The sequence below is a fragment of the Micromonospora haikouensis genome (assembly GCF_000876225.1).
Classification (GTDB): domain Bacteria; phylum Actinomycetota; class Actinomycetes; order Mycobacteriales; family Micromonosporaceae; genus Micromonospora; species Micromonospora haikouensis.
The window spans coordinates 934,735-952,166 of the sequence record NZ_JXSX01000001.1 but is presented as its reverse complement, the minus strand read 5'-3'; the positions used below and the strand labels follow the sequence as shown (position 1 = coordinate 952,166).

17 protein-coding genes are annotated in these 17,432 nt (G+C 73.5%); 4 read left to right on the top strand and 13 right to left on the bottom strand.

What is annotated here, in order from left to right; translation table 11 throughout:
- Nucleotides 1-36 precede the first annotated feature (36 nt).
- From TK50_RS04325 to TK50_RS04305, 5 genes are read right to left on the bottom strand one after another with little or no spacing between them, the layout of a single operon-like run.
- The gene (locus tag TK50_RS04325) at nucleotides 37-2,229 is read right to left on the bottom strand and encodes a bifunctional glycosyltransferase/CDP-glycerol:glycerophosphate glycerophosphotransferase (RefSeq protein ID WP_043961574.1); all 2,193 of its coding nucleotides are present in this window, start codon (nucleotides 2,227-2,229) and stop codon (nucleotides 37-39) included.
- A gap of 16 nt (nucleotides 2,230-2,245) precedes the next feature.
- Nucleotides 2,246-4,279: a DUF5941 domain-containing protein gene (locus tag TK50_RS04320; RefSeq protein ID WP_082106159.1), complete on the bottom strand. Its 2,034-nt coding sequence runs from the start codon at nucleotides 4,277-4,279 to the stop codon at nucleotides 2,246-2,248.
- Nucleotides 4,276-5,058 (bottom strand): ABC transporter ATP-binding protein, encoded by a 783-nt coding sequence (locus TK50_RS04315; protein ID WP_043961573.1) that lies wholly within the window; start codon nucleotides 5,056-5,058, stop codon nucleotides 4,276-4,278. The genes TK50_RS04320 and TK50_RS04315 overlap by 4 nt, the downstream gene beginning before the upstream one ends.
- On the bottom strand, nucleotides 5,058-5,873 hold the full coding sequence (locus tag TK50_RS04310) for an ABC transporter permease (protein WP_043963794.1): 816 nt from the start codon (nucleotides 5,871-5,873) through the stop codon (nucleotides 5,058-5,060). Before TK50_RS04310 ends, TK50_RS04315 begins: the two co-directional genes overlap by 1 nt.
- A 58-nt stretch (nucleotides 5,874-5,931) precedes the next feature.
- The gene (locus tag TK50_RS04305) at nucleotides 5,932-7,302 is read right to left on the bottom strand and encodes an L-serine ammonia-lyase (RefSeq protein WP_043961572.1); all 1,371 of its coding nucleotides are present in this window, start codon (nucleotides 7,300-7,302) and stop codon (nucleotides 5,932-5,934) included.
- 216 nt (nucleotides 7,303-7,518) lie between these two features.
- Here TK50_RS04305 and TK50_RS04300 point away from each other — a divergent pair, with 216 nt between their 5' ends.
- Nucleotides 7,519-7,728 carry a PspC domain-containing protein gene (locus tag TK50_RS04300; protein ID WP_043961571.1) on the top strand — a complete coding sequence of 70 codons (210 nt, stop codon included), beginning with the start codon at nucleotides 7,519-7,521 and terminating at the stop codon, nucleotides 7,726-7,728.
- Between the two features lie 90 nt (nucleotides 7,729-7,818).
- On the opposite strand, the gene TK50_RS04295 is transcribed toward TK50_RS04300, so the two are convergent.
- Nucleotides 7,819-8,505: a DUF4230 domain-containing protein gene (locus tag TK50_RS04295; RefSeq protein ID WP_043961570.1), complete on the bottom strand. Its 687-nt coding sequence runs from the start codon at nucleotides 8,503-8,505 to the stop codon at nucleotides 7,819-7,821.
- Between the two features lie 96 nt (nucleotides 8,506-8,601).
- Between TK50_RS04295 and TK50_RS04290 the strand changes: the two genes are divergently transcribed.
- Nucleotides 8,602-9,144 carry a DapH/DapD/GlmU-related protein gene (locus TK50_RS04290; protein ID WP_199485966.1) on the top strand — a complete coding sequence of 181 codons (543 nt, stop codon included), beginning with the start codon at nucleotides 8,602-8,604 and terminating at the stop codon, nucleotides 9,142-9,144.
- Between the two features lie 301 nt (nucleotides 9,145-9,445).
- Here TK50_RS04290 and TK50_RS04285 read toward each other — a convergent pair whose 3' ends face one another.
- Nucleotides 9,446-9,856 (bottom strand): RidA family protein, encoded by a 411-nt coding sequence (locus TK50_RS04285; protein WP_043961568.1) that lies wholly within the window; start codon nucleotides 9,854-9,856, stop codon nucleotides 9,446-9,448.
- Between the two features lie 79 nt (nucleotides 9,857-9,935).
- Between TK50_RS04285 and TK50_RS04280 the strand changes: the two genes are divergently transcribed.
- Complete coding sequence (locus TK50_RS04280) at nucleotides 9,936-10,322, top strand: winged helix-turn-helix transcriptional regulator (protein ID WP_043961567.1); 387 nt, start codon at nucleotides 9,936-9,938, stop codon at nucleotides 10,320-10,322.
- A gap of 82 nt (nucleotides 10,323-10,404) precedes the next feature.
- Here the strand turns inward: TK50_RS04280 and TK50_RS04275 are convergent, their stop codons facing one another.
- From TK50_RS04275 to pdxH, 6 genes are all read right to left on the bottom strand, one after another.
- Nucleotides 10,405-11,565, bottom strand: coding sequence for an acyl-CoA dehydrogenase family protein (locus tag TK50_RS04275; protein ID WP_043961566.1), 1,161 nt, complete (start codon nucleotides 11,563-11,565; stop codon nucleotides 10,405-10,407).
- Between the two features lie 31 nt (nucleotides 11,566-11,596).
- Nucleotides 11,597-11,902, bottom strand: coding sequence for a type II toxin-antitoxin system VapB family antitoxin (locus TK50_RS04270; RefSeq protein ID WP_043961565.1), 306 nt, complete (start codon nucleotides 11,900-11,902; stop codon nucleotides 11,597-11,599).
- Nucleotides 11,903-12,138: 236 nt separating this feature from the next.
- Entirely contained in the window at nucleotides 12,139-12,741 is a 603-nt protein-coding gene (locus tag TK50_RS04265; RefSeq protein WP_043961564.1) for a nitroreductase family protein, read from the bottom strand.
- Nucleotides 12,742-12,758: 17 nt separating this feature from the next.
- The gene (locus TK50_RS04260; protein WP_043961563.1) at nucleotides 12,759-13,691 is read right to left on the bottom strand and encodes an aldose 1-epimerase family protein; all 933 of its coding nucleotides are present in this window, start codon (nucleotides 13,689-13,691) and stop codon (nucleotides 12,759-12,761) included.
- A gap of 48 nt (nucleotides 13,692-13,739) precedes the next feature.
- Nucleotides 13,740-15,038: an MFS transporter gene (locus TK50_RS04255; protein WP_043961562.1), complete on the bottom strand. Its 1,299-nt coding sequence runs from the start codon at nucleotides 15,036-15,038 to the stop codon at nucleotides 13,740-13,742.
- On the bottom strand, nucleotides 15,035-15,685 hold the full coding sequence (pdxH, locus tag TK50_RS04250) for a pyridoxamine 5'-phosphate oxidase (protein ID WP_043963792.1): 651 nt from the start codon (nucleotides 15,683-15,685) through the stop codon (nucleotides 15,035-15,037). Before pdxH ends, TK50_RS04255 begins: the two co-directional genes overlap by 4 nt.
- A 279-nt stretch (nucleotides 15,686-15,964) precedes the next feature.
- Between pdxH and TK50_RS04245 the strand changes: the two genes are divergently transcribed.
- Nucleotides 15,965-17,071 carry a citrate synthase 2 gene (locus TK50_RS04245; protein WP_043961561.1) on the top strand — a complete coding sequence of 369 codons (1,107 nt, stop codon included), beginning with the start codon at nucleotides 15,965-15,967 and terminating at the stop codon, nucleotides 17,069-17,071.
- Nucleotides 17,072-17,432: the final 361 nt, after the last annotated feature.

Sequence of the window (17,432 nt, the reverse complement as noted above, 5' to 3'; positions counted from 1 at the left end):
TCGGCTCGTGACAGACCTATTACATGATCCTGCGGTTCAGCCGACTTCCCCCAGGAACACCCGCCGGACGACCCGCTCGGCGGCGTGCCCGTCCTCCAGGGCACAGAACCGCTCCCGGAACCGGCGGCGGGCCGCCGTGGCGGGCTCGGCGTCGACCGCGCCGGAGCGGAACAGGTCCAGCAGGCCGGGGAAGCTGGTGGTCACCGCGCCGGGGGGCTCGGCGAGCAGGTCGAGGTAGACGCCCCGGGCCAGCCGGTACGCCTCCCAGTCCGGCGCGTAGACCACGATCGGCCGGTCCAGCACGGCGTAGTCGAACATCGCCGACGAGTAGTCGGTGACCAGCACGTCGGCGGCGAGGTAGAGGTCCTCCACCCGGTCGTGCCCGCTGACGTCGCGCACCCGGGCCGGCCCGGGACCCGCCCCGGGATCAAGGCCCGGCCGCCGGTCCCGGTCGGCGAAGTAGTGGCTGCGCATCAGCAGCACCCCGGTCGGGCCGAGCGCGTCGCGCAGCAGCTCCGGGTCGAACGGCGGGCGGTACCCGGGCAGGTGCTCGCGGTGCGTCGGCGCGTACAGCACGACCCGGTCGCCGGGGGCGAGGCCGAGCCGGGCGCGCACCTCGCGCACCTCGGTGTCGGTGGCGGTGACCAGCCGGTCGTTGCGCGGGTAGCCCACCTCCAGCGTGGTGTACGCGGCCGGGTACGCCCGCTCCCACATCTGGGTGGAGAAGCTGTTCGCCGAGACGCTGTAGTCCCAGCGGTCCACCCGGCGCAGCAGCTTCGCGAAGTCCATCCCGACCGCGCCGACCGGGTACCGCTGCTGGTCCAACCCCATCACCTTCACGGGGGTGCCGTGGTGGGTCTGCACGTGCACCGACCCGGGGCGCTTACGCACGAAGTCGGGGAAGTTCACGTTGTTGACCAGCCACGTCGCCCGCGCCAGCACGCGGTGGTACTCGCGGGTGCCGGCGACGACGTACTCCACCCCGGGCGGCAGGGATTCGACCCGGTCCCGCCGGACGATCCACACCCCGCGCACCTGCGGGGCCAGCCGGCGGGCCGCCTCGTAGATCGCGGCCGGGTTGCAGGCGTACCCCCGGAACCAGTAGGCGGCGTAGACGGCGAGGTGCGGGTCGAGCGGCCGGCGCAGCTCCGCCAGGTAGTACTCGCGCAGCACCGCGTCGCGGCCCAGCCGGGCGGCCCGGCGGGCAACGGGCCTGCCCCGGCGGACCTGCCGCCCGGCGACCTCCCGGGCCTGGTTGGCGGCCCGCAGCGCGCTGAACGTCCGCCACCGACCGGCGGCGACCAGCCGGTGCTTGAGCCCCTCCACGCCGGGCGGGGCCGGGTAGCCGCCGGGCGGCAGCCAGCGGGCGTGGTCGGCGGTGATCCGGTCGAAGAAGGCCGACCGCAGCTCGGGGGCGATCCGCTCGCCGTTGCCGAGCACGGTCAGGTAGTGCCAGATCATCCGCTCGAAGACCGCTGGCCGCAGGCCGTCGACCGGCGGCGTCCGCCCGTCCATCCACCGGAACACCCGGTGCCACTGGACGAAGACCTCGAAGTGCCGGTCGCCCCGGGTGCGGGTGATCGCCCCGGCCCGGCGCTGCCGGTAGTTGAGGCAGACGCGGTCGAGCACCCCGATCCGCTCGGCGGCCAGCAGCAGCGGATAGCTGAACGCGACGTCCTCGTACCAGCCGGGTTCGAAGCGCAGCCCGAGGTCGACGAGGAACTCCCGCCGCACCAGCTTGTTCCAGGCGGTGTGCAGCAGCCGCAGCGCCTCCGGCCGCTCGGCCAGCCGGAACGTCTCCTCGCCGGGCGGGGTGGGGAAGACGTCGGCCAGCGCGCTGCGGGTGGCCCGGCCGTCCCAGCGCACCCGCACGTGGTCGACGAGCAGCACGTCGGGGCGGGTCCGGCGCAGCCGGGCGGCCACCTCGGCGAGGCAGTCGGGGGCGAGCCAGTCGTCGCCGTCGACGAACCAGACGTACTCGCCGCCGGCCCGGTCCAGCCCGACGTTGCGGGCCGGACCGAGGCCGACGTTGTCGTCGAGCCGGACGGCGTGCACCCGGTGGTCCCGGGCCGCGTAGTCGGCGAGGATGTCGCCGCTGCCGTCCGGCGAGTGGTCGTCGACGCCGATGACCTCGACGTCGTCGAACGGCTGGCCGAGGATCGAGTCGAGGCACTCGCTCAGGAACGCCTGCACCCGGTAGGCCGGTACGACGAAGCTGATCAGCGTCATCGGCCGGCCCCTCACGTCAGCCCGGCTGGCGGACCTCACCGCCCGCCGGGACCCCCACGCCCCGCCGGGCGCGGGCGGGCAGGACGACCCAGGCCAGGACCACGCTCCCGACGAAAACCACGAGCAGGTACGCACCGAGTGTAGCCATGGCAATACCCGCAAAACCGGCGAAAGCCGCTACCGCCAGCACCGCCGAGCGCCCCTCCCAGCCCAGCGTGGCACCGTGCAGCGGCGGGGCCGCCTGCCGCTTCTCCAGCCGGGCGGTCAGGTCGTAGTGGTGCAGGGTGAGCACGAAGACGTAGCCGAAGACCACCCATGCGGGGGCCCCGCCGACCACGCCGGCGGCGATCGCGAACAGGTACTCGCCGGCCCGCAGCGCCGCCGGCACCAGCCAGTCCAGCGGGCCGTTGTGCGCCGCCCCCGCCCCGAGCGCGGCGACCAGCAGCACCAGCAGCGCCACCGGCACCGCCCAGGCCAGCCCGCCTGCCTCGTCGCCGGCACGCACCCGCAGCCCCGCCGCGACCAGCAGCGCCGCCGGGCCGAGCGCCCCGAGCACCGCCAGGGTCAGCGGGCCCATCGGCCGCAGCACCGGGAACCGGGCCGCGATCGGCCCGTCGTCGCGGTGCAGGGTCGCGTCGACCGTGTCCAGCACCGGCACCCACATCCAGCGGGCCCGCAGCGTGCGCAGCGCACCCGTGTACGCGAACGCCAGCACCCCCCAGGTCAGCACGGCGACGAGGCTGACCAGCGGCCCGAACAGCGCCACCGTCAGCGCGATCAGCGCCCACCGCTCCCCGATCGGGAACACCACCGTGCGCTTCAGCCAGTACGACAGCGAGCCCGTGTCGGCCTGCACCCGGGTCGACGCGGCGTTCAGCCGGTCGCCGATCCCGCCGCCGCCCCCGCCGACGGCCTTCGGCCGGCGGGCCGCCTCGTCGTGCAGCACCCCGTACCAGGTGTCGGTCATGTGCCGGACGGTCTGCAACGTCATCGCGGCCACGGCCAGCGCCCAGCCGTAGCGGAACCCGGCGGCCGTCGCGCCATAGCCGAGGCCGGCGTAGACCAGGTATTCCTTGGCCCGGTCGGCCATCGTGTCCAGCCAGCCGCCCCACGCGCTGAAGTGCCGGGTGTAGCGGGCGAGCTGCCCGTCGACGCAGTCGAGCACGAAGCCGAGGTAGAGCAGCACCGCGCCGGTGACCAGCGCCGGCCGGCCGCCGACGCCGAACAGCACCGCCGCGACCGCCGCGAAGAGCACCGAGATCGCGGTGACCCCGGTCGGCGTCAGGCCGAGCTTCGCCGACGCCTTCGTCACGTACGGCGACCAGGTGCTGACGAAGAACGTGGTGAAGAAGTCGTCCTTCTCCTTCACCGACAGCCGCAGCTCGGCTCGGTCCTCGTCGACGGCGGCGACGGCGGCCTCGGCGGCGGCCAGCCCTGCCGGGTCGGCGACCCGGTGGGCGACGAGCAGGCGTACCCGATGGGCGAACGTCAGCGTGCCCAGCGCGGTGAGGCCGGTGAACAGCCGGTCCACGGCGGACCCGGCCGCCTCGGGCCCGGCGGCCGGCGGCGTGCCCGCGACGGCGGCCGTGCCGGCGATCGGCGTGCCCGCGACGGCGGCGCGGGCGGCGGCGGCCAGCGCGGACAGGTCGTCGCGGCCCACCCGCAGCGCGCCGCCGAACACCCCGGTCTGCCCGCCGTCGAGCCGCCCGTCCGGGCCGGCATCGACGACCTGGCCGCGCTCCTCGCGCACCACCGCCTGGCCGGGGGCCGGCGGGTCGGTCAGCACCAGGGCCACCGTCGGGCCCACCGGGCTGGTGGCCAGGTGCCGCAGTACGGCGGTGTGCGCCACCAGGTCCGTCCCGCTGACGATCACCGGCCCGGTCGCGGCGTCGACCAGCGTCGCCAGCTCGGTCAGGTTCGCGGCGCGCCGCACGTGGGTCACCCCGGCCCGGTGCCACTGCTCGGCGAGCCGGTCGGCGAGGGTGTCCCCGGCCGCTGTCGGCTGGCCCGCGGCCGGCGCACCGGCCGCGAGCACGATCGCGACGGTCACCGCGCGACCGCGGCGTGGTACGCGTCGAGCGCCTCGGCGATCGTCCCGTCGACGGTCAGCCGCCCGGCGTCGAGGTAGAGCCCTCGACGGCAGAACCGGGTCAGATCCTTTTCGTTGTGTGACACCAGCACGAGTGTGCGTCCCTCCCGAAGCAATCTCTCGATCGTCGCATAGCACTTCTCGCGGAACTCCGCGTCCCCGACCGCCGTCACCTCGTCCATCAGCAGGATCGGGTGCGGGAGGTGGGAGATGATCGCGAAGCCGAGGCGGACCTTCATCCCCGACGAGTAGTGCCGCACCGCCGTGTCGATGGCCCGTTCCACCTGCTCGCCGGCGAAGGAGACGATCTCATGAAAGTGTTTCCGCAGGTAACGCGACGACAGGCCGTGCAGGCCGCCGACGAGGTAGAGGTTCTCCCGCCCGGTCAGGTCGTTGGAGAACCCGGCCGAGAGCTCCAGCAGCGGGGCCACGTCGCCGCGCACCCGGATGCTCCCCTCGTCGGGGATGAGCACCCCGGCGATCAGCCGCAGCAGGGTGCTCTTGCCGGTGCCGTTGCGGCCCACCACCCCGAGCGTCTCGCCGGGCGCGACGCGGAACGACACGTCCCGCAGCGGCCAGAACCGCCCGTCGTCGCCGGACCGGCTCTTGTCGGCGGCGAGTCCGGCGGTGCCCCGGCCGCCGGGACGGATGAAGAACTCGCGCAGCCGCAGCTGCCGCCGCCGGTTGCGGACGAACCGGATGCCGAGCCCGTCCGCCTCGATGATCGGATCGGCGGCCATCACAGCTCCTTGAGCACGGCGGGTTCGAGCCGCCGGAACGCCCACCAGCCGGCCACCAGCACCAGCACGCTCACCACGACCGTGGTGACGAGCAGCCGGGCGTCGGGGAACTGGTCCGGGTACCACACGGCGTGGTGCAGCTGGAAGATGCCGACCAGCGGGTTCAGCTCGTACGCGGCCTTCACCCACCCCGGCAGCGTGGACTCCTGCACCAGGCTCAGGGGGTAGATGATCGGGGTGGCGTAGAACAGCACCCGGATCACCAGCCGCATGAACCGCTCGATGTCGCGCATCAGCACGTTCAGCGCCGACAGCAGCAGCGCCAGCCCGACCAGCAGCACCGCCTGCACGGCCACGGCCAGCGGCAGGGCGAGCACCGACCAGCCCGGGTGCACCTCGCCGCGCACCGCGTACGCGACGGCGATGGCGGCCAGGATCGGCAGGCCGGCGGCGTACTCGGCGAACCGGCCGGTGATCCGGCCGATGGGGAACACCTGGCGCGGCACGTTCATCGTGGTGATCAGCCGGGCCTGGCCGGTGAGCGCGTTGGTCGCCTCGCTCAGCGCCGAACTGGTCCACATCCAGGCGAAGATGCCGGTGATCAGGAACAGCGGGTACGACCCGGCGGCCTGCCCCAGGTGCCGGCTCGTGTCGCCGGAATAGAGCACCCCGAAGACGAACCAGTAGATCGCGCCCATGCCCAGCGGCTCGATCAGCGACCAGAAGTAGCCCAGCACCGACTGCTGGTATTTCACCGCGAGGTCGCGGCGGACGAGGATGCGCAGCGAGTTGCGGTGCGCCCACAGGCGGGCCACGGGCCCGTGCGGGCCGGCCGCCCGGACGCCAGACGTCACCGCCCGCCTCCTCGCCCGCTCAACACTCGATCACGTTGACGGCCAGGCCGCCCCGCGCCGTCTCCTTGTACTTGACCTTCATGTCGGCGCCCGTCTCGCGCATCGTCTTGATCACCTTGTCCAGCGACACGTGGTGCACCCCGTCGCCGCGCAGCGCCAACCGGGCCGCAGTGATCGCCTTGATGCTAGCCACCGCGTTCCGCTCGATGCAGGGGATCTGCACCAGGCCCCCGACCGGGTCACAGGTCAGCCCCAGGTTGTGCTCCATGCCGATCTCGGCCGCGTTCTCCACCTGCTCCGGGGTGCCGCCGAGCGCCTCGGCCAGCCCGGCGGCGGCCATCGAACAGGCCGACCCGACCTCGCCCTGGCAGCCCACCTCGGCCCCGGAGATCGACGCGTTCTCCTTGAACAGCACGCCGATCGCCCCGGCCGCCAGCAGGAACCGGACCACGCCCGCCTCGTCCGCCCCCGGCACGAACCGGGTGTAGTAGTGCAGCACCGCCGGGATGATGCCGGCCGCGCCGTTGGTCGGCGCGGTCACCACCCGCCCGCCGGCCGCGTTCTCCTCGTTGACCGCGAGCGCGAACAGGGTCACCCAGTCCATCACCCGCAGCGGGTCGGCGCTCGCGGCGTCCGCCTCCAGGCCGCGCCGCAGCTCGGCGGCCCGCCGCCGCACCTTCAACCCGCCGGGGAGTACGCCGTCGCGGGCGCACCCGTTCTCGACGCACTCCCGCATCACCCGCCAGATGTCCAGCAACCCGGCCCGCACCTCGCCCTCGGTGCGGCGGGCCAGCTCGTTGGCCAGCATCACCTCGCTGATCGACAGCCCGTTGCCGGCGCTGACCGCCAGCAGCTCCGCCCCGGTGCCGAACGGGTACCGCACGCGGGTGGTGTCGGGCACGATCCGGTCCGCCCCGGCCGCCGCCTCGTCGACCACGAACCCGCCGCCGACGGAGTAGTACGTCCGCTCGCGCAGGAGCGCCCCGCCCCCGTCGTACGCGGCGAAGGTCATCCCGTTCGGGTGGTACGGCAGCGACCGGCGGCGGTGCAGCACCAGGTCCCGGTCCGGGTCGAAGTCGACCTCCTGCGCGCCGAGCAGGGTCAGCCGCCGCCCGGCGCGAATCGCGGCCACCCGGGGGGCGACGGTGTCGGTGTCGACGGTCTCCGGGGCCTCGCCCTCCAGCCCGAGCAGCACGGCCGGGCCGCTGCCGTGGCCGTGACCGGTGGCGCCCAGCGAGCCGAACAGCTCGGCGCGCACCCGGACGACGTCGGCGAGCAGGCCGTCGGCCTTGAGCCCGGCCACGAACGTCCGCGCCGCCCGCATCGGTCCCACCGTGTGCGAGCTGGACGGGCCGATGCCCACGCTGAAGAGGTCGAAAACGCTGATCATGTGCACTTCCTCGCCGTCGTACGCCCTTGTACGGACCCGACGGGCGAGCCTACCCGCCGCCCGCTTCCCTGCTCGGTGCGTCGGGGCGGGCCCGCCCGGGTAAGCACCTACGGGTCAGGGGTACCGGGATCCCCCTCGCGACGGAGGGCGGGTGCAACGGCGGTTCCTACCGTTGAGTCAGAGGCGGCGGGCACGCCGCAGAGTGGGAGTACGACGATGAGTCGCAAACTGGTCCGGCCCCGCGAGGGGCGCATGCTCGCCGGCGTCTGCGTCGGCCTGGCCCGCCGGTTCAACACGTCCGCCAACCTGGTCCGGCTGCTGTTCCTGCTGTCGCTGCTGCTGCCCGGCACCCAGGTGATCGTCTACCTGGTGCTGTGGGTGCTCATGCCGAACGAGGACCGCTACGCCGCCACCACCCGCTACTGACCCGCCGCACGAGGACGCCCGCCCCGGCTCCCCCCGGGGCGGGCGTCCGTTCGCTGTGCGCGCTGGCGTTCGCGTTGCTGTTCGCGCCGGTCAGGGCGCGGTGTAGGTGACGGTCACCTTCTCGTAGCCGAGGGAGCGCAGCAGGCCCGCCAGCATCTTGTCGGTGTTCTCCTGCGCCCGGTCGGTCAGGCCGCTGTCGCGGGCGGCTGCCGTGATCCGGTCCTCGGCCAGCTTGTAGACCTGCTGCTGGCGGTTCGGGTCGCCCTTGACCAGGTCGTTGATCCGGTTGAGCAGGCCGCGCTGCTCCGCCACGACATAGCTCTTCTCCATGTCGAGGTTGGTCTGGCCGAGCTGCGGCGCGGGCAGCTTCACCTCGACGGACTTCCCGTCGGGCGAGACGACCACCGCCCCCTCACCGATCTTGGTGAAGTCGACGTACGCCTCCACGCTGCCCGCCCCGACGAAGAGGGTGCGCTGGTTGAGCAGGAACTCCGGCACGTTGTCGCGGTCGTTCTGCAGGTCGACCACGACCTGGAAGTTGCCCTCGGCCGCGACGTAGCGGCTGAGGTCCTGGATCGACTTGAGCAGCGGCGGCTGGCTGCGGTCGGTCTGCTCCTTGGCGAAGGGGTTGCGGAAGTCGGGGAACACGTTGGTGGCCTGCGCGCCGAGCAGCACGACCACGGCCACCGCCGCCGCGCCGAGCACCACGAGCAACCCCCGGGCGGGCCCGGAGGGGCCCTTGGGGGCGGGCCGGTCGACCTCACCGTCGTGGGACATCGCTCACCATCCTCGATCGAACATCGTCTGAGGATGACGTTACGGCCACCGTGCGACACCCGCCCGCCGACGGCACCGAGGCGTATGGTTCGTGGCGTGCCCAGCGGTCGTCTCATGCGGATCCACAGCGCCGAGTTCCAGGCCATGGCCGCCCGGGTCCTGCGGGTCACCGAGCTGACCTCCCGCCTGAACGTGCTGCCCTTCGAGGACGAGGCGGGCAAGGCGGAGCTGTTCGCGCAGATCCTCGGCAGGCCGCTGCCGGCGCGGGTCACCATCTATCCGCCGTTCTACACGGACCACGGCCTCAACCTCGACCTCGCCGAGCGCGTGTTCATCAACCAGAACTGCACGTTCCTCGACTACGCCGGCATCCGGCTCGCCGAACGCGTGATGGTCGGCCCGAAGGTCACCTTCATCACCAGCGGCCACCCGGTCGACCCCGAGGAACGGCGGCTGTATCTCACCGGCGCGCCCATCGACGTGGCGGACAACGTGTGGATCGGCGCGGGTGCCACGATCCTGCCCGGCGTCAGCATCGGCCGGGACGCCGTGATCGCCGCCGGCGCGGTCGTGGCCGACGACGTACCGCCGGCAACCCTGGTCACCGGCGCGAAGGCGACCACGCGCCGCCAGTGGTGAACGCCTTTCCGGGAGCGCCGGATCGGGCCCAAGATCGTGCTCGATCGGTGCCCAAGATCGTGCTCGATCAGGGAAAGCGGGGCCTCGCTCCGGCTTGGACCCAACTCCTTCACCGATCGAGCACGATCTTGCAGGCCAGGACCCGACCGACGAGACTCCCCCGCAGACCACCGGCCCAGAACGCGCCAAAGCCAGGAGATCTTGGAAGCCGACGGCCCCTCTGGGGGCCGGATTCTTCCAAGATTCAGTCCCACCGCCTGCGGAGCAACCGAGCCAGTCAGGGCAGGTGCACAGCGCACAGTCAGGCCAGGATCGCCGTCGCCTCGACCTCGACCTCGACGTCGGGCTCGAAGAGGTAGTCGACACCGATGAGCGACGCCGGAGGCAGGGGTTGCGGCAGGCCGAGTTCCCCCGCGACGTCGTCGACGCCGGCCATGAAGTCGCCGATCCGCTCCGGCGCCCAGTTCGTGACGTAGAACGTCAGGCGGACCACGTCCGAGAAGCTCGCGCCGGCACCGGCGAGACCGTGGGCCGTGTTGCGGAGCGCCTGGGCGACCTGCCCCCGGAGGTCACCGGACGCCACCGGCCGCCCCGCCTCGTCGCGGCTGATCTGGCCCGCCACGTGGACGTGGCGCGACCCCGACGCGACCGCGACGTGGTGGTAGGGAACGGGCTGCATCATGCCCCGGGGGGAGAAGAGCTGGACACCCATCGCAATTCCTTCCTCGCACCAACCTTGGTATCACCTTGATACCTGGTGCCTAGAGGAAACTTCAACGAGACTAGGTGTCATGGCAGATACCGACCCCGGCACGGCGGAGCGTCTCGACGTCACCCCGGCGCACCGCGAACTCCTGGACCAGGTCCTCGACAAGTGGTCGCTGGAGGTGCTCAACACCCTCTGCGAACGACCCTCGCGGTTCAACGAGCTGCGCCAGGCGATCCCGGCCGTCAGCCAGAAGTCGCTGAGCGCGACCCTGCGCCGGCTCGAACGCAACGGCATCGTCGAGCGTCGCGTCCTCTCGTCGCGGCCGGTCGCAGTCGAGTACCGGATCACGCCGCTGGGCAAGACCCTCCGGTCGCCGGTCGACGCCCTCTTCGACTGGGCCGACCATCACCTGGGCGCGATCGAGACGGCCCGCCGGGCCTACGACGAGGCAGACCCCACCGCATCCTGACGGCGGACGAGGTCCCGCAGCCCGACGGCAAGCGCCCGCCCCGAGCACGGGACGGGCGCGTCACGCCTGTGGCACGGGCTGGTCAGGCGAACGCGGAAAGCCCCGTCAGCCGCTGCCCGATGACGAGCTGGTGGATCTCGGAGGTGCCCTCGTAGGTGAGCACGCTCTCCAGGTTGTTGGCGTGCCGCATGATCGGATATTCCCCCGAGACGCCGTTCGCGCCGAGGATGGTGCGGCACTGCCGGGCGATGGCCAGCGCCTCGCGCACGTTGTTCAGCTTGCCGACGCTGACCTGCTCGGGGCGCAGCCTCCCGGCGTCGGCGAGCCGGCCCAGGTGCAGCGCCAGCAGGAAGCCCTTCTGCCACTCGACGGCCATGTCGGCGAGCTTGGCCTGGGTGAGCTGGAAGCCGGCGAGCGGCCGGCCGAACTGGGTGCGCGTGCCCGCGTACGCCAGGGTGGTTTCCAGGCAGTCGCGGGCCGCGCCGAGCGCGCCCCAGACGATGCCGTGCCGGGCCTCGGTGAGGCAGCTCAGCGGGGCCTTGAGCCCGGCCGCGCCGGGCAGCAGCGCGTCGGCCGGGAGCCGGACGTCGTCGAGCGCGATCTCGCCGGTGAGGGAGGCCCGCAGCGACATCTTGCGCCGGATCTCGCGCACCGACACCCCGGGCGTGTCCAGGGGTACGGCGAACCCGCGCACCCCCTCCTCGGCGCGGGCCCAGATCACGGCGACGTCGGCGACCGGCGCGTTGGTGATCCACATCTTGCCGCCGTGCAGCAGCCAGTCGTCGCCGTCGCGGCGGGCGCGGGTGGCCATCGACGCCGGGTCGGAGCCGTGGTCGGGCTCGGTCAGCCCGAAGCAGCCGATCGCCTCGCCGGTCGCCATGGCGGGCAGCCAGCGCTGCTTCTGCTCCTCGCTGCCGTAGCGCCAGATCGCGTACATGGCCAGCGAACCCTGCACCGAGACCAGGGACCGCACGCCGGAGTCGCCGGCCTCCAGCTCCAGGCAGGCCAGCCCGTACGCGACGGCGGTGGAGCCGGCGCAGCCGTACCCCGTCAGGTGCATGCCGAGCAGGCCGAGCCGGCCGAACTCCCGGGCCAGCTCGCGGGCCGGCACCTGGCCCCGCTCGTACCAGTCGGCGACGTGCGGCCGGACCCGGTCGTCGACCAGCCGGCGCACGACGGACCGGATCTGGCGTTCCTCGTCGTCGAGGAGGGAGTCCAGGTCCAGCAGGTCGACAGGAGTCATCCCGCCACCCTAACGAAGCCTCAGGAGCGGGTCACTCGTGCTGACCGGCCAGCACCAGCACCCGGGCGTGGATCTGGTTGCGTTGCTGGAGCGCGGCGCGCAGCGCGCGGTGCAGCCCGTCCTCCAGGTAGAGCCCGCTGTTCCACTGCACCACGTGCGGGAACAGGTCCCCGTAGAAGGTGGAGTCCTCGGCGAGCAGCTTGTCCAACGCCAGCTCACGCTTGGTGGTGATCAACTGGTCCAGCCGCAGCGGACGCGGCGGGATCTCCGCCCACTGCTTGAGCGTCAGGTTGTGCTCCGGATAGGGACGCCCGTCCCGGACCGCTCTGAAGATCACGACGGCACGCTCCCCTCCCCCTCACCGTTCCGACCCACCGCGCCGGGTCGGATCGCGGCGTGGCACCGCGCGGCACGGCACCGATGACCGTGCCAGCGTAGCCGCCCCCGCCACACCGCGTTTTACTCCCTCATGTCGCTTTCGCGACCACTGTTGGTCAACCCCGCCCGGCGACGCCGGGCCGGCCACCGACACCGCCCCGCCGACGGCGAGCCGGGCCGCCGACGCCCCCGGCGTCAGCTCCAGCGGCCCCGCCGGACCACCTCGTCGACCGGGCGACGCCCCCGCCGCAGCGACGGCGACCGGTGGTCCGGCGCCCGGTACCCGACGGTGAGCGCCCCGACCGGGTCGTACTCCGCCGGCACCCCGAACGCCTCCCGGTACGCCTGCGTGCGCTGCGGCGGGATGCCGAAGAAACACGCGCCCAGCCCCTCGTCCACGGCGGTGAGCAGCATCAGCAGGGCGGCGAAGCCGGTGTCGACATACCAGTACGGCACCGGCCAGCGCTCCTGCGCGCGGTCCGTCCAGCCCTTGTCCGGCTCGGCGTACCGGTCGAGGTACGCCGAGCGGTTGGCGTGCGGCACGACGATCAGCGGGGCCCGCCGCATCCCGGCCAGCCACCGCTCGCGCCCGCCACCGTCCGGGGTGGTCGCCGCCCAGAACCGTTCCCGGTCCGCCGGCTCCTCCAGCACCAGGAACCCCCAGCCCTGGGCGAACCCGGCCGACGGGGCCCGGACGGCGTGGTCGAGCAGCCGCTGCACCACCTCCGGCGGGACGGGGCGGTCCGGGTCGTAGTTGCGCACCATCCGGCGTCGCCGGAGCACCTCGGCGAACTCCACGCCGCCTGCTCCCCCTGCTACCGGGCCCCGGGCCGGATGCCCATGGTGCCCCGCCAGGTGTCGCCCGGCTCCAGGGTGATCACGTCCTTGCCCGAGCGGTACGCGTCCGGCGGGCAGGTCATCGGCTCGATCGCCACCGAGCGGCGGTGCCGCTCGCCGGTCAGGGTGTCCCCGGTGAAGACCTGCCACCAGCCGAACTCGCGGTCCGCCCAGACGGTGACGGCCGCCGCGTCGTCCGGGGCGGCCAGGGTCACCGAGGAGCCGCCGTCGGCGTCGCGGACCACGTCACCGAACGCCGTGTCGAGCACCGCGTGGCCGATCCGCCGGGGGCTGGTGTAGTCGTACTCGGTGCCGGCGACCGGGGTCGCCCCGACCGGCAGCAGCCGCCCGTCCACCTGCACCCGCAGCTTCGCCGGCACCCGCAGGGCGAGGTCGTCCACCGCCACCCCGGGCAGTTGCAGGTAGGGGTGCATCGAGAAGCCGAACGGGCAGGGCTCCCCGCTGACGTTGGTGGCCTCGTGGTCGATGCGCAGGCCGTCCGGGCCGACCGAGTATCGGTTGCGCAGCCGCAGCGCCCACGGGTAGCCCGGCTGCGCGGGCAGGTCGTAGCCGAGGGTCACGGCGTCGTCGGACTGCTCGACGAGGTGCCACGGCACCCAGTTGACCAGGCCGTGCAGGGCCGCGCCCCGGCTCGGCTCGGTCAGCGTGAGCTGGAACTCCCGGCCACCGAAGGCGTACTGACCGTCACGGATCCGGTTCGGCCAGGGGGCCAGCACCTGCCCGGCCCCGCCGGGGCAGAGCTCGTCGGCGGCGAACCCGTCGACGTAGTCGACGCCGTCGTGCCGGTACGTCCGCAGGCCGCCGCCGACCTCGACGAGCACGGCCTCGTGGCCGGCGGCGGAAATGGTCCACTGGGTGCCTGACGGCGGGCGGGGTGCGGCGTTCTGCATGCCGGTGACCTTAGTCGGTCACCTTCGCGCACGGGGTGCGGCTGTCGGTCATGGCCGCGCAGCGGTATCGACGCCCGCCCGGTAGCGCACCAGGGCCGGGAAGACGGCCACCAGCAGCACCGCGAGCACCGCCGCGGCGAGGCCGCCGCCGACCCAGGCGACGCCGGTGCCGAAGCCGGCGGCCATCGTGCCCGCCCGCAGGTCGCCGAGGCGGGGCCCGCCCGCCACCACCACCGTGTTGACGCCCTGGAGCCGGCCCCGCATCCGGTCCGGCGCGTGCACCAGCAGCATCGTCTGCCGCAGCACGGCGCTGACCAGGTCGGCCGCGCCGGCCACGGCGAGCAGCCCGACCACCAGCCAGAGCTGGCGGGCCAGCCCGGCGGCGGCGATGGCCAGCCCCCAGCCGACGACGGCGCACACCAGCGCCACCCCCTGCCGGTGGAGCCGGCCGATCCAGCCGGACGTGAGCCCGCCGAGCATCGACCCGATGGCGATGGCGCTGAACAGCCAGCCGACGGCCGCGCCGCCGCCGAAGCGTTCCTCGGCGATCTCGGGGAACAGCGCCCGGGGCATCGCCAGCACCATCGCGATGAGGTCGATGGCGAAGGAGAGCAGCAGCACCGGCGTGGTGGCCAGGTAGCGCAGCCCGTCGACGACGCTGGCCAGCCCTGCCCTGCGGGGCGAGCCGTCCCCGTCGGGGTCGGGCTCCGGCGGCAGCGCCGGCATCCGCAGCGTCGCCCAGACCGCCGCCGTGAAGAAGACCGTGTCCACGCCGTACGCGATGGGCAGCGCGACCCCGACCTCCCAGGCCGCGAAGATCAGCCCGGCCAGCAGCGGCCCCAGCACGGACGCGGCGGTGTGGGTGGTGAAGTTCAGGGTGCTCGCGGCCGGGACCAGCTCGGCCGGGACGAGCCGGGGGATGCTCGCGGTGCGGGCCGCCCCGCTGACCGCGAACCCGACCGACTGCAACGCCACCAGGACCAGCAGCAGCACCGGGCTGCCCACCCGGAACACGGCCTGGGCCAGCAGCCCCACCATCGACGCCCAGAGCACCGCCTGGCTGACCAGCAGCACCGCGCGCCGGTCCCGGGCGTCGGCGACCGCGCCGCCCCACAGCCCGAAGACCAGCAGCGGCAGGAACGCGGCCACGCCGAGCAGCCCGACCCAGAACGAGTCCCGGGTCAGCGCGAACATCTCCACCGGCACGGCCACGGCCGTGAACTGGAAGCCGAGCATCGCGACGCTGTTGCCGACCCAGATCCGCCGGTAGACGGGCACCCGCAGCGGGCGCAGGTCGATCGCCCAGCGACGCGCCCCGCGCGGCCGGGTCTCCTTGACGGCGGTCACGGGGCGAGCCGCTCCACGACCCACCGGCCGTCGTCGGCCGGCCCCGGGTCGGGCGCGGTGCGGCGGAACCGCAGCCGGTCGTGCAGCCGGCTGGCCCGGCCCTGCCAGAACTCCACCGTCTCGGGGCGCACCCGCAGGCCGCCCCAGTGCGGGGGCGCGGGCACCGGGTCCACGTCGGCGAACCGCTCGGCCACCGCCCGGTAGCCGGCGTCCAGCGCGGCCCGGTCGCCGATCACCCGCGACTGCTCGCTGGCCCACGCGCCGAGCTGGGAGCCGCGCGGCCGGCTGGCGAAGTACGCCTCGGTCTCGGCCCGGTCGACGGGCTCGATCCGCCCGGCGACCACCACCTGCCGCTGGATGGGAAACCACGGAAAGACCAGGCTGGCGTACGGGTTGGCCAGCGCCTCGGTGCCCTTGCGCGAGCCGTGGTTGGTGAACAGGACGAAGCCCTGCGGGTCGTACCCCTTGAGCAGGACGGTGCGCCCGCTGGGGCGGCCGGCCGCGTCGGCGGTGCCGAGCACCATCGCGTTCGGCTCGGGCAGGCCGGACGCCACCGCGTCGGCGAACCAGCGGGCGAACTGGGCGTGCCAGTCGGCGGCCAGATCAGCCTCGGAAAGGCCCAGGTCGGCGGCGTACTCGTTACGCATGCCGGCCGGGCCGGGTGTGTCACCCGTCACAGCTACCCTCCCCTTCGGTGGCCCCGTCACCCTCGGCGACGCTGGCCAGCCCCTACCGCCCAGTCTCATCGACCCCGCACGCTTGTCCACCGGCGGGGATGTCGCGTGCAGCACAGTCGTCGCGGGTCGCGCAGCCGGTTACCCACCAGGCAAGATGTCACGAACACGTCCCTGAGGGTCGCCTAAGGCGCTCGGCCGGCCGGGCCGGATGAGCCCAGGCGGGCGCATCGAGCAGATCCAGGAGTAAGAATGGCCGACTTCAAACCGGGCCTGGAGGGCGTCGTAGCCTTCGAGACCGAGATCGCCGAGCCCGACCGCGAGGGCGGTGCCCTGCGCTACCGCGGCGTGGACATCGAGGATCTGATCGGTCAGGTCTCCTTCGGCAACGTCTGGGCGCTGCTGGTCGACGGCCGGTTCGGCCCCGGCCTGCCGCCGGCGGAGCCGTTCCCGGTGCCCGTGCACTCCGGCGACATCCGGGTCGACGTGCAGTCCGCCGTCGCGATGCTCGCCCCGTACTGGGGGCTCAGCCAGCTCCTCGACATCTCCGACGAGCAGGCCCGCGAGGACCTCGCCCGGGTGTCGGTCACCGCGCTCTCCTTCGTCGCCCAGTCCGCGCGCGGCCTGGGCCTGCCGGCCGTGCCGCAGAAGGAGATCGACAAGGCGGAGACGATCGTCGAGCGCTTCATGAAGCGCTGGCGCGGCGAGCCCGACCCCCGCCACGTGAAGGCCGTCGACGCCTACTTCATCTCGGCCGCCGAGCACGGCCTGAACGCCTCCACCTTCACCGCCCGGATCGTCGCCTCCACCGGCGCCGACGCCGCCGCCTGCATCTCCTCCGGCATCGGCGCGCTCTCCGGCCCCCTGCACGGCGGCGCGCCGTCGCGGGTGCTCAGCATGCTGGAGGCCGTCGAGCGCAGCGGCGACGCCGAGGGGTACGTCAAGGGCGTCCTCGACCGGGGCGAGCGGCTGATGGGCTTCGGCCACCGGGTCTACCGGGCCGAGGACCCGCGCGCCCGCGTGCTGCGCCGCACCGCCAAGGAGCTGGGCGCGCCGCGCTTCGAGATCGCCGAGGCGCTGGAGAAGGCGGCCCTGGCCGAGCTGCAGGCCCGCCGACCGGACCGGGTGCTCGCCACGAACGTCGAGTTCTGGTCGGCCGTGGTGCTCGACTTCGCCGAGGTGCCCGCGCACATGTTCACCTCGATGTTCACCTGCGCCCGGATGGGCGGCTGGAGCGCGCACATCCTGGAGCAGAAGAAGCTCCAGCGGCTGGTCCGCCCGTCGGCCCGCTACGTCGGGCCGGGCAGCCGCAAGCCGCAGCAGGTCGAGGGCTGGGACGCCATCCCGCACGGCGTGTGAGCAGCGGCCCTCTCGACGCCTTCGCCAGACACCCACCACCTGGGTGCGCGACGCCCGTCCGATCCACCCGTCGACGCGACGACGGAAGGGGCCCCGCCGGTTCGGCGGGGCCCCTCCGCGTACCGGAAGGTCTGTCCGGCCCCGTGTAACCGCGGGTGGGGTGGCGACGTAACCGGGCGGATGTGTCATACGCCTCAGCTCCGGCGGCGGGACCCTCGGGTGTCCGGGCCGCCCCGGGTGCGAGGATGGGGGCTCGGCAGTGCCGCCGGACCGGGCTCGGATCCGGCCGCCCGTGCGTCCCACGCACGCGTCCGTCCTCCGCGCCCGACCACCACCTGTGACCGGGCCCCGCCCACGCGGA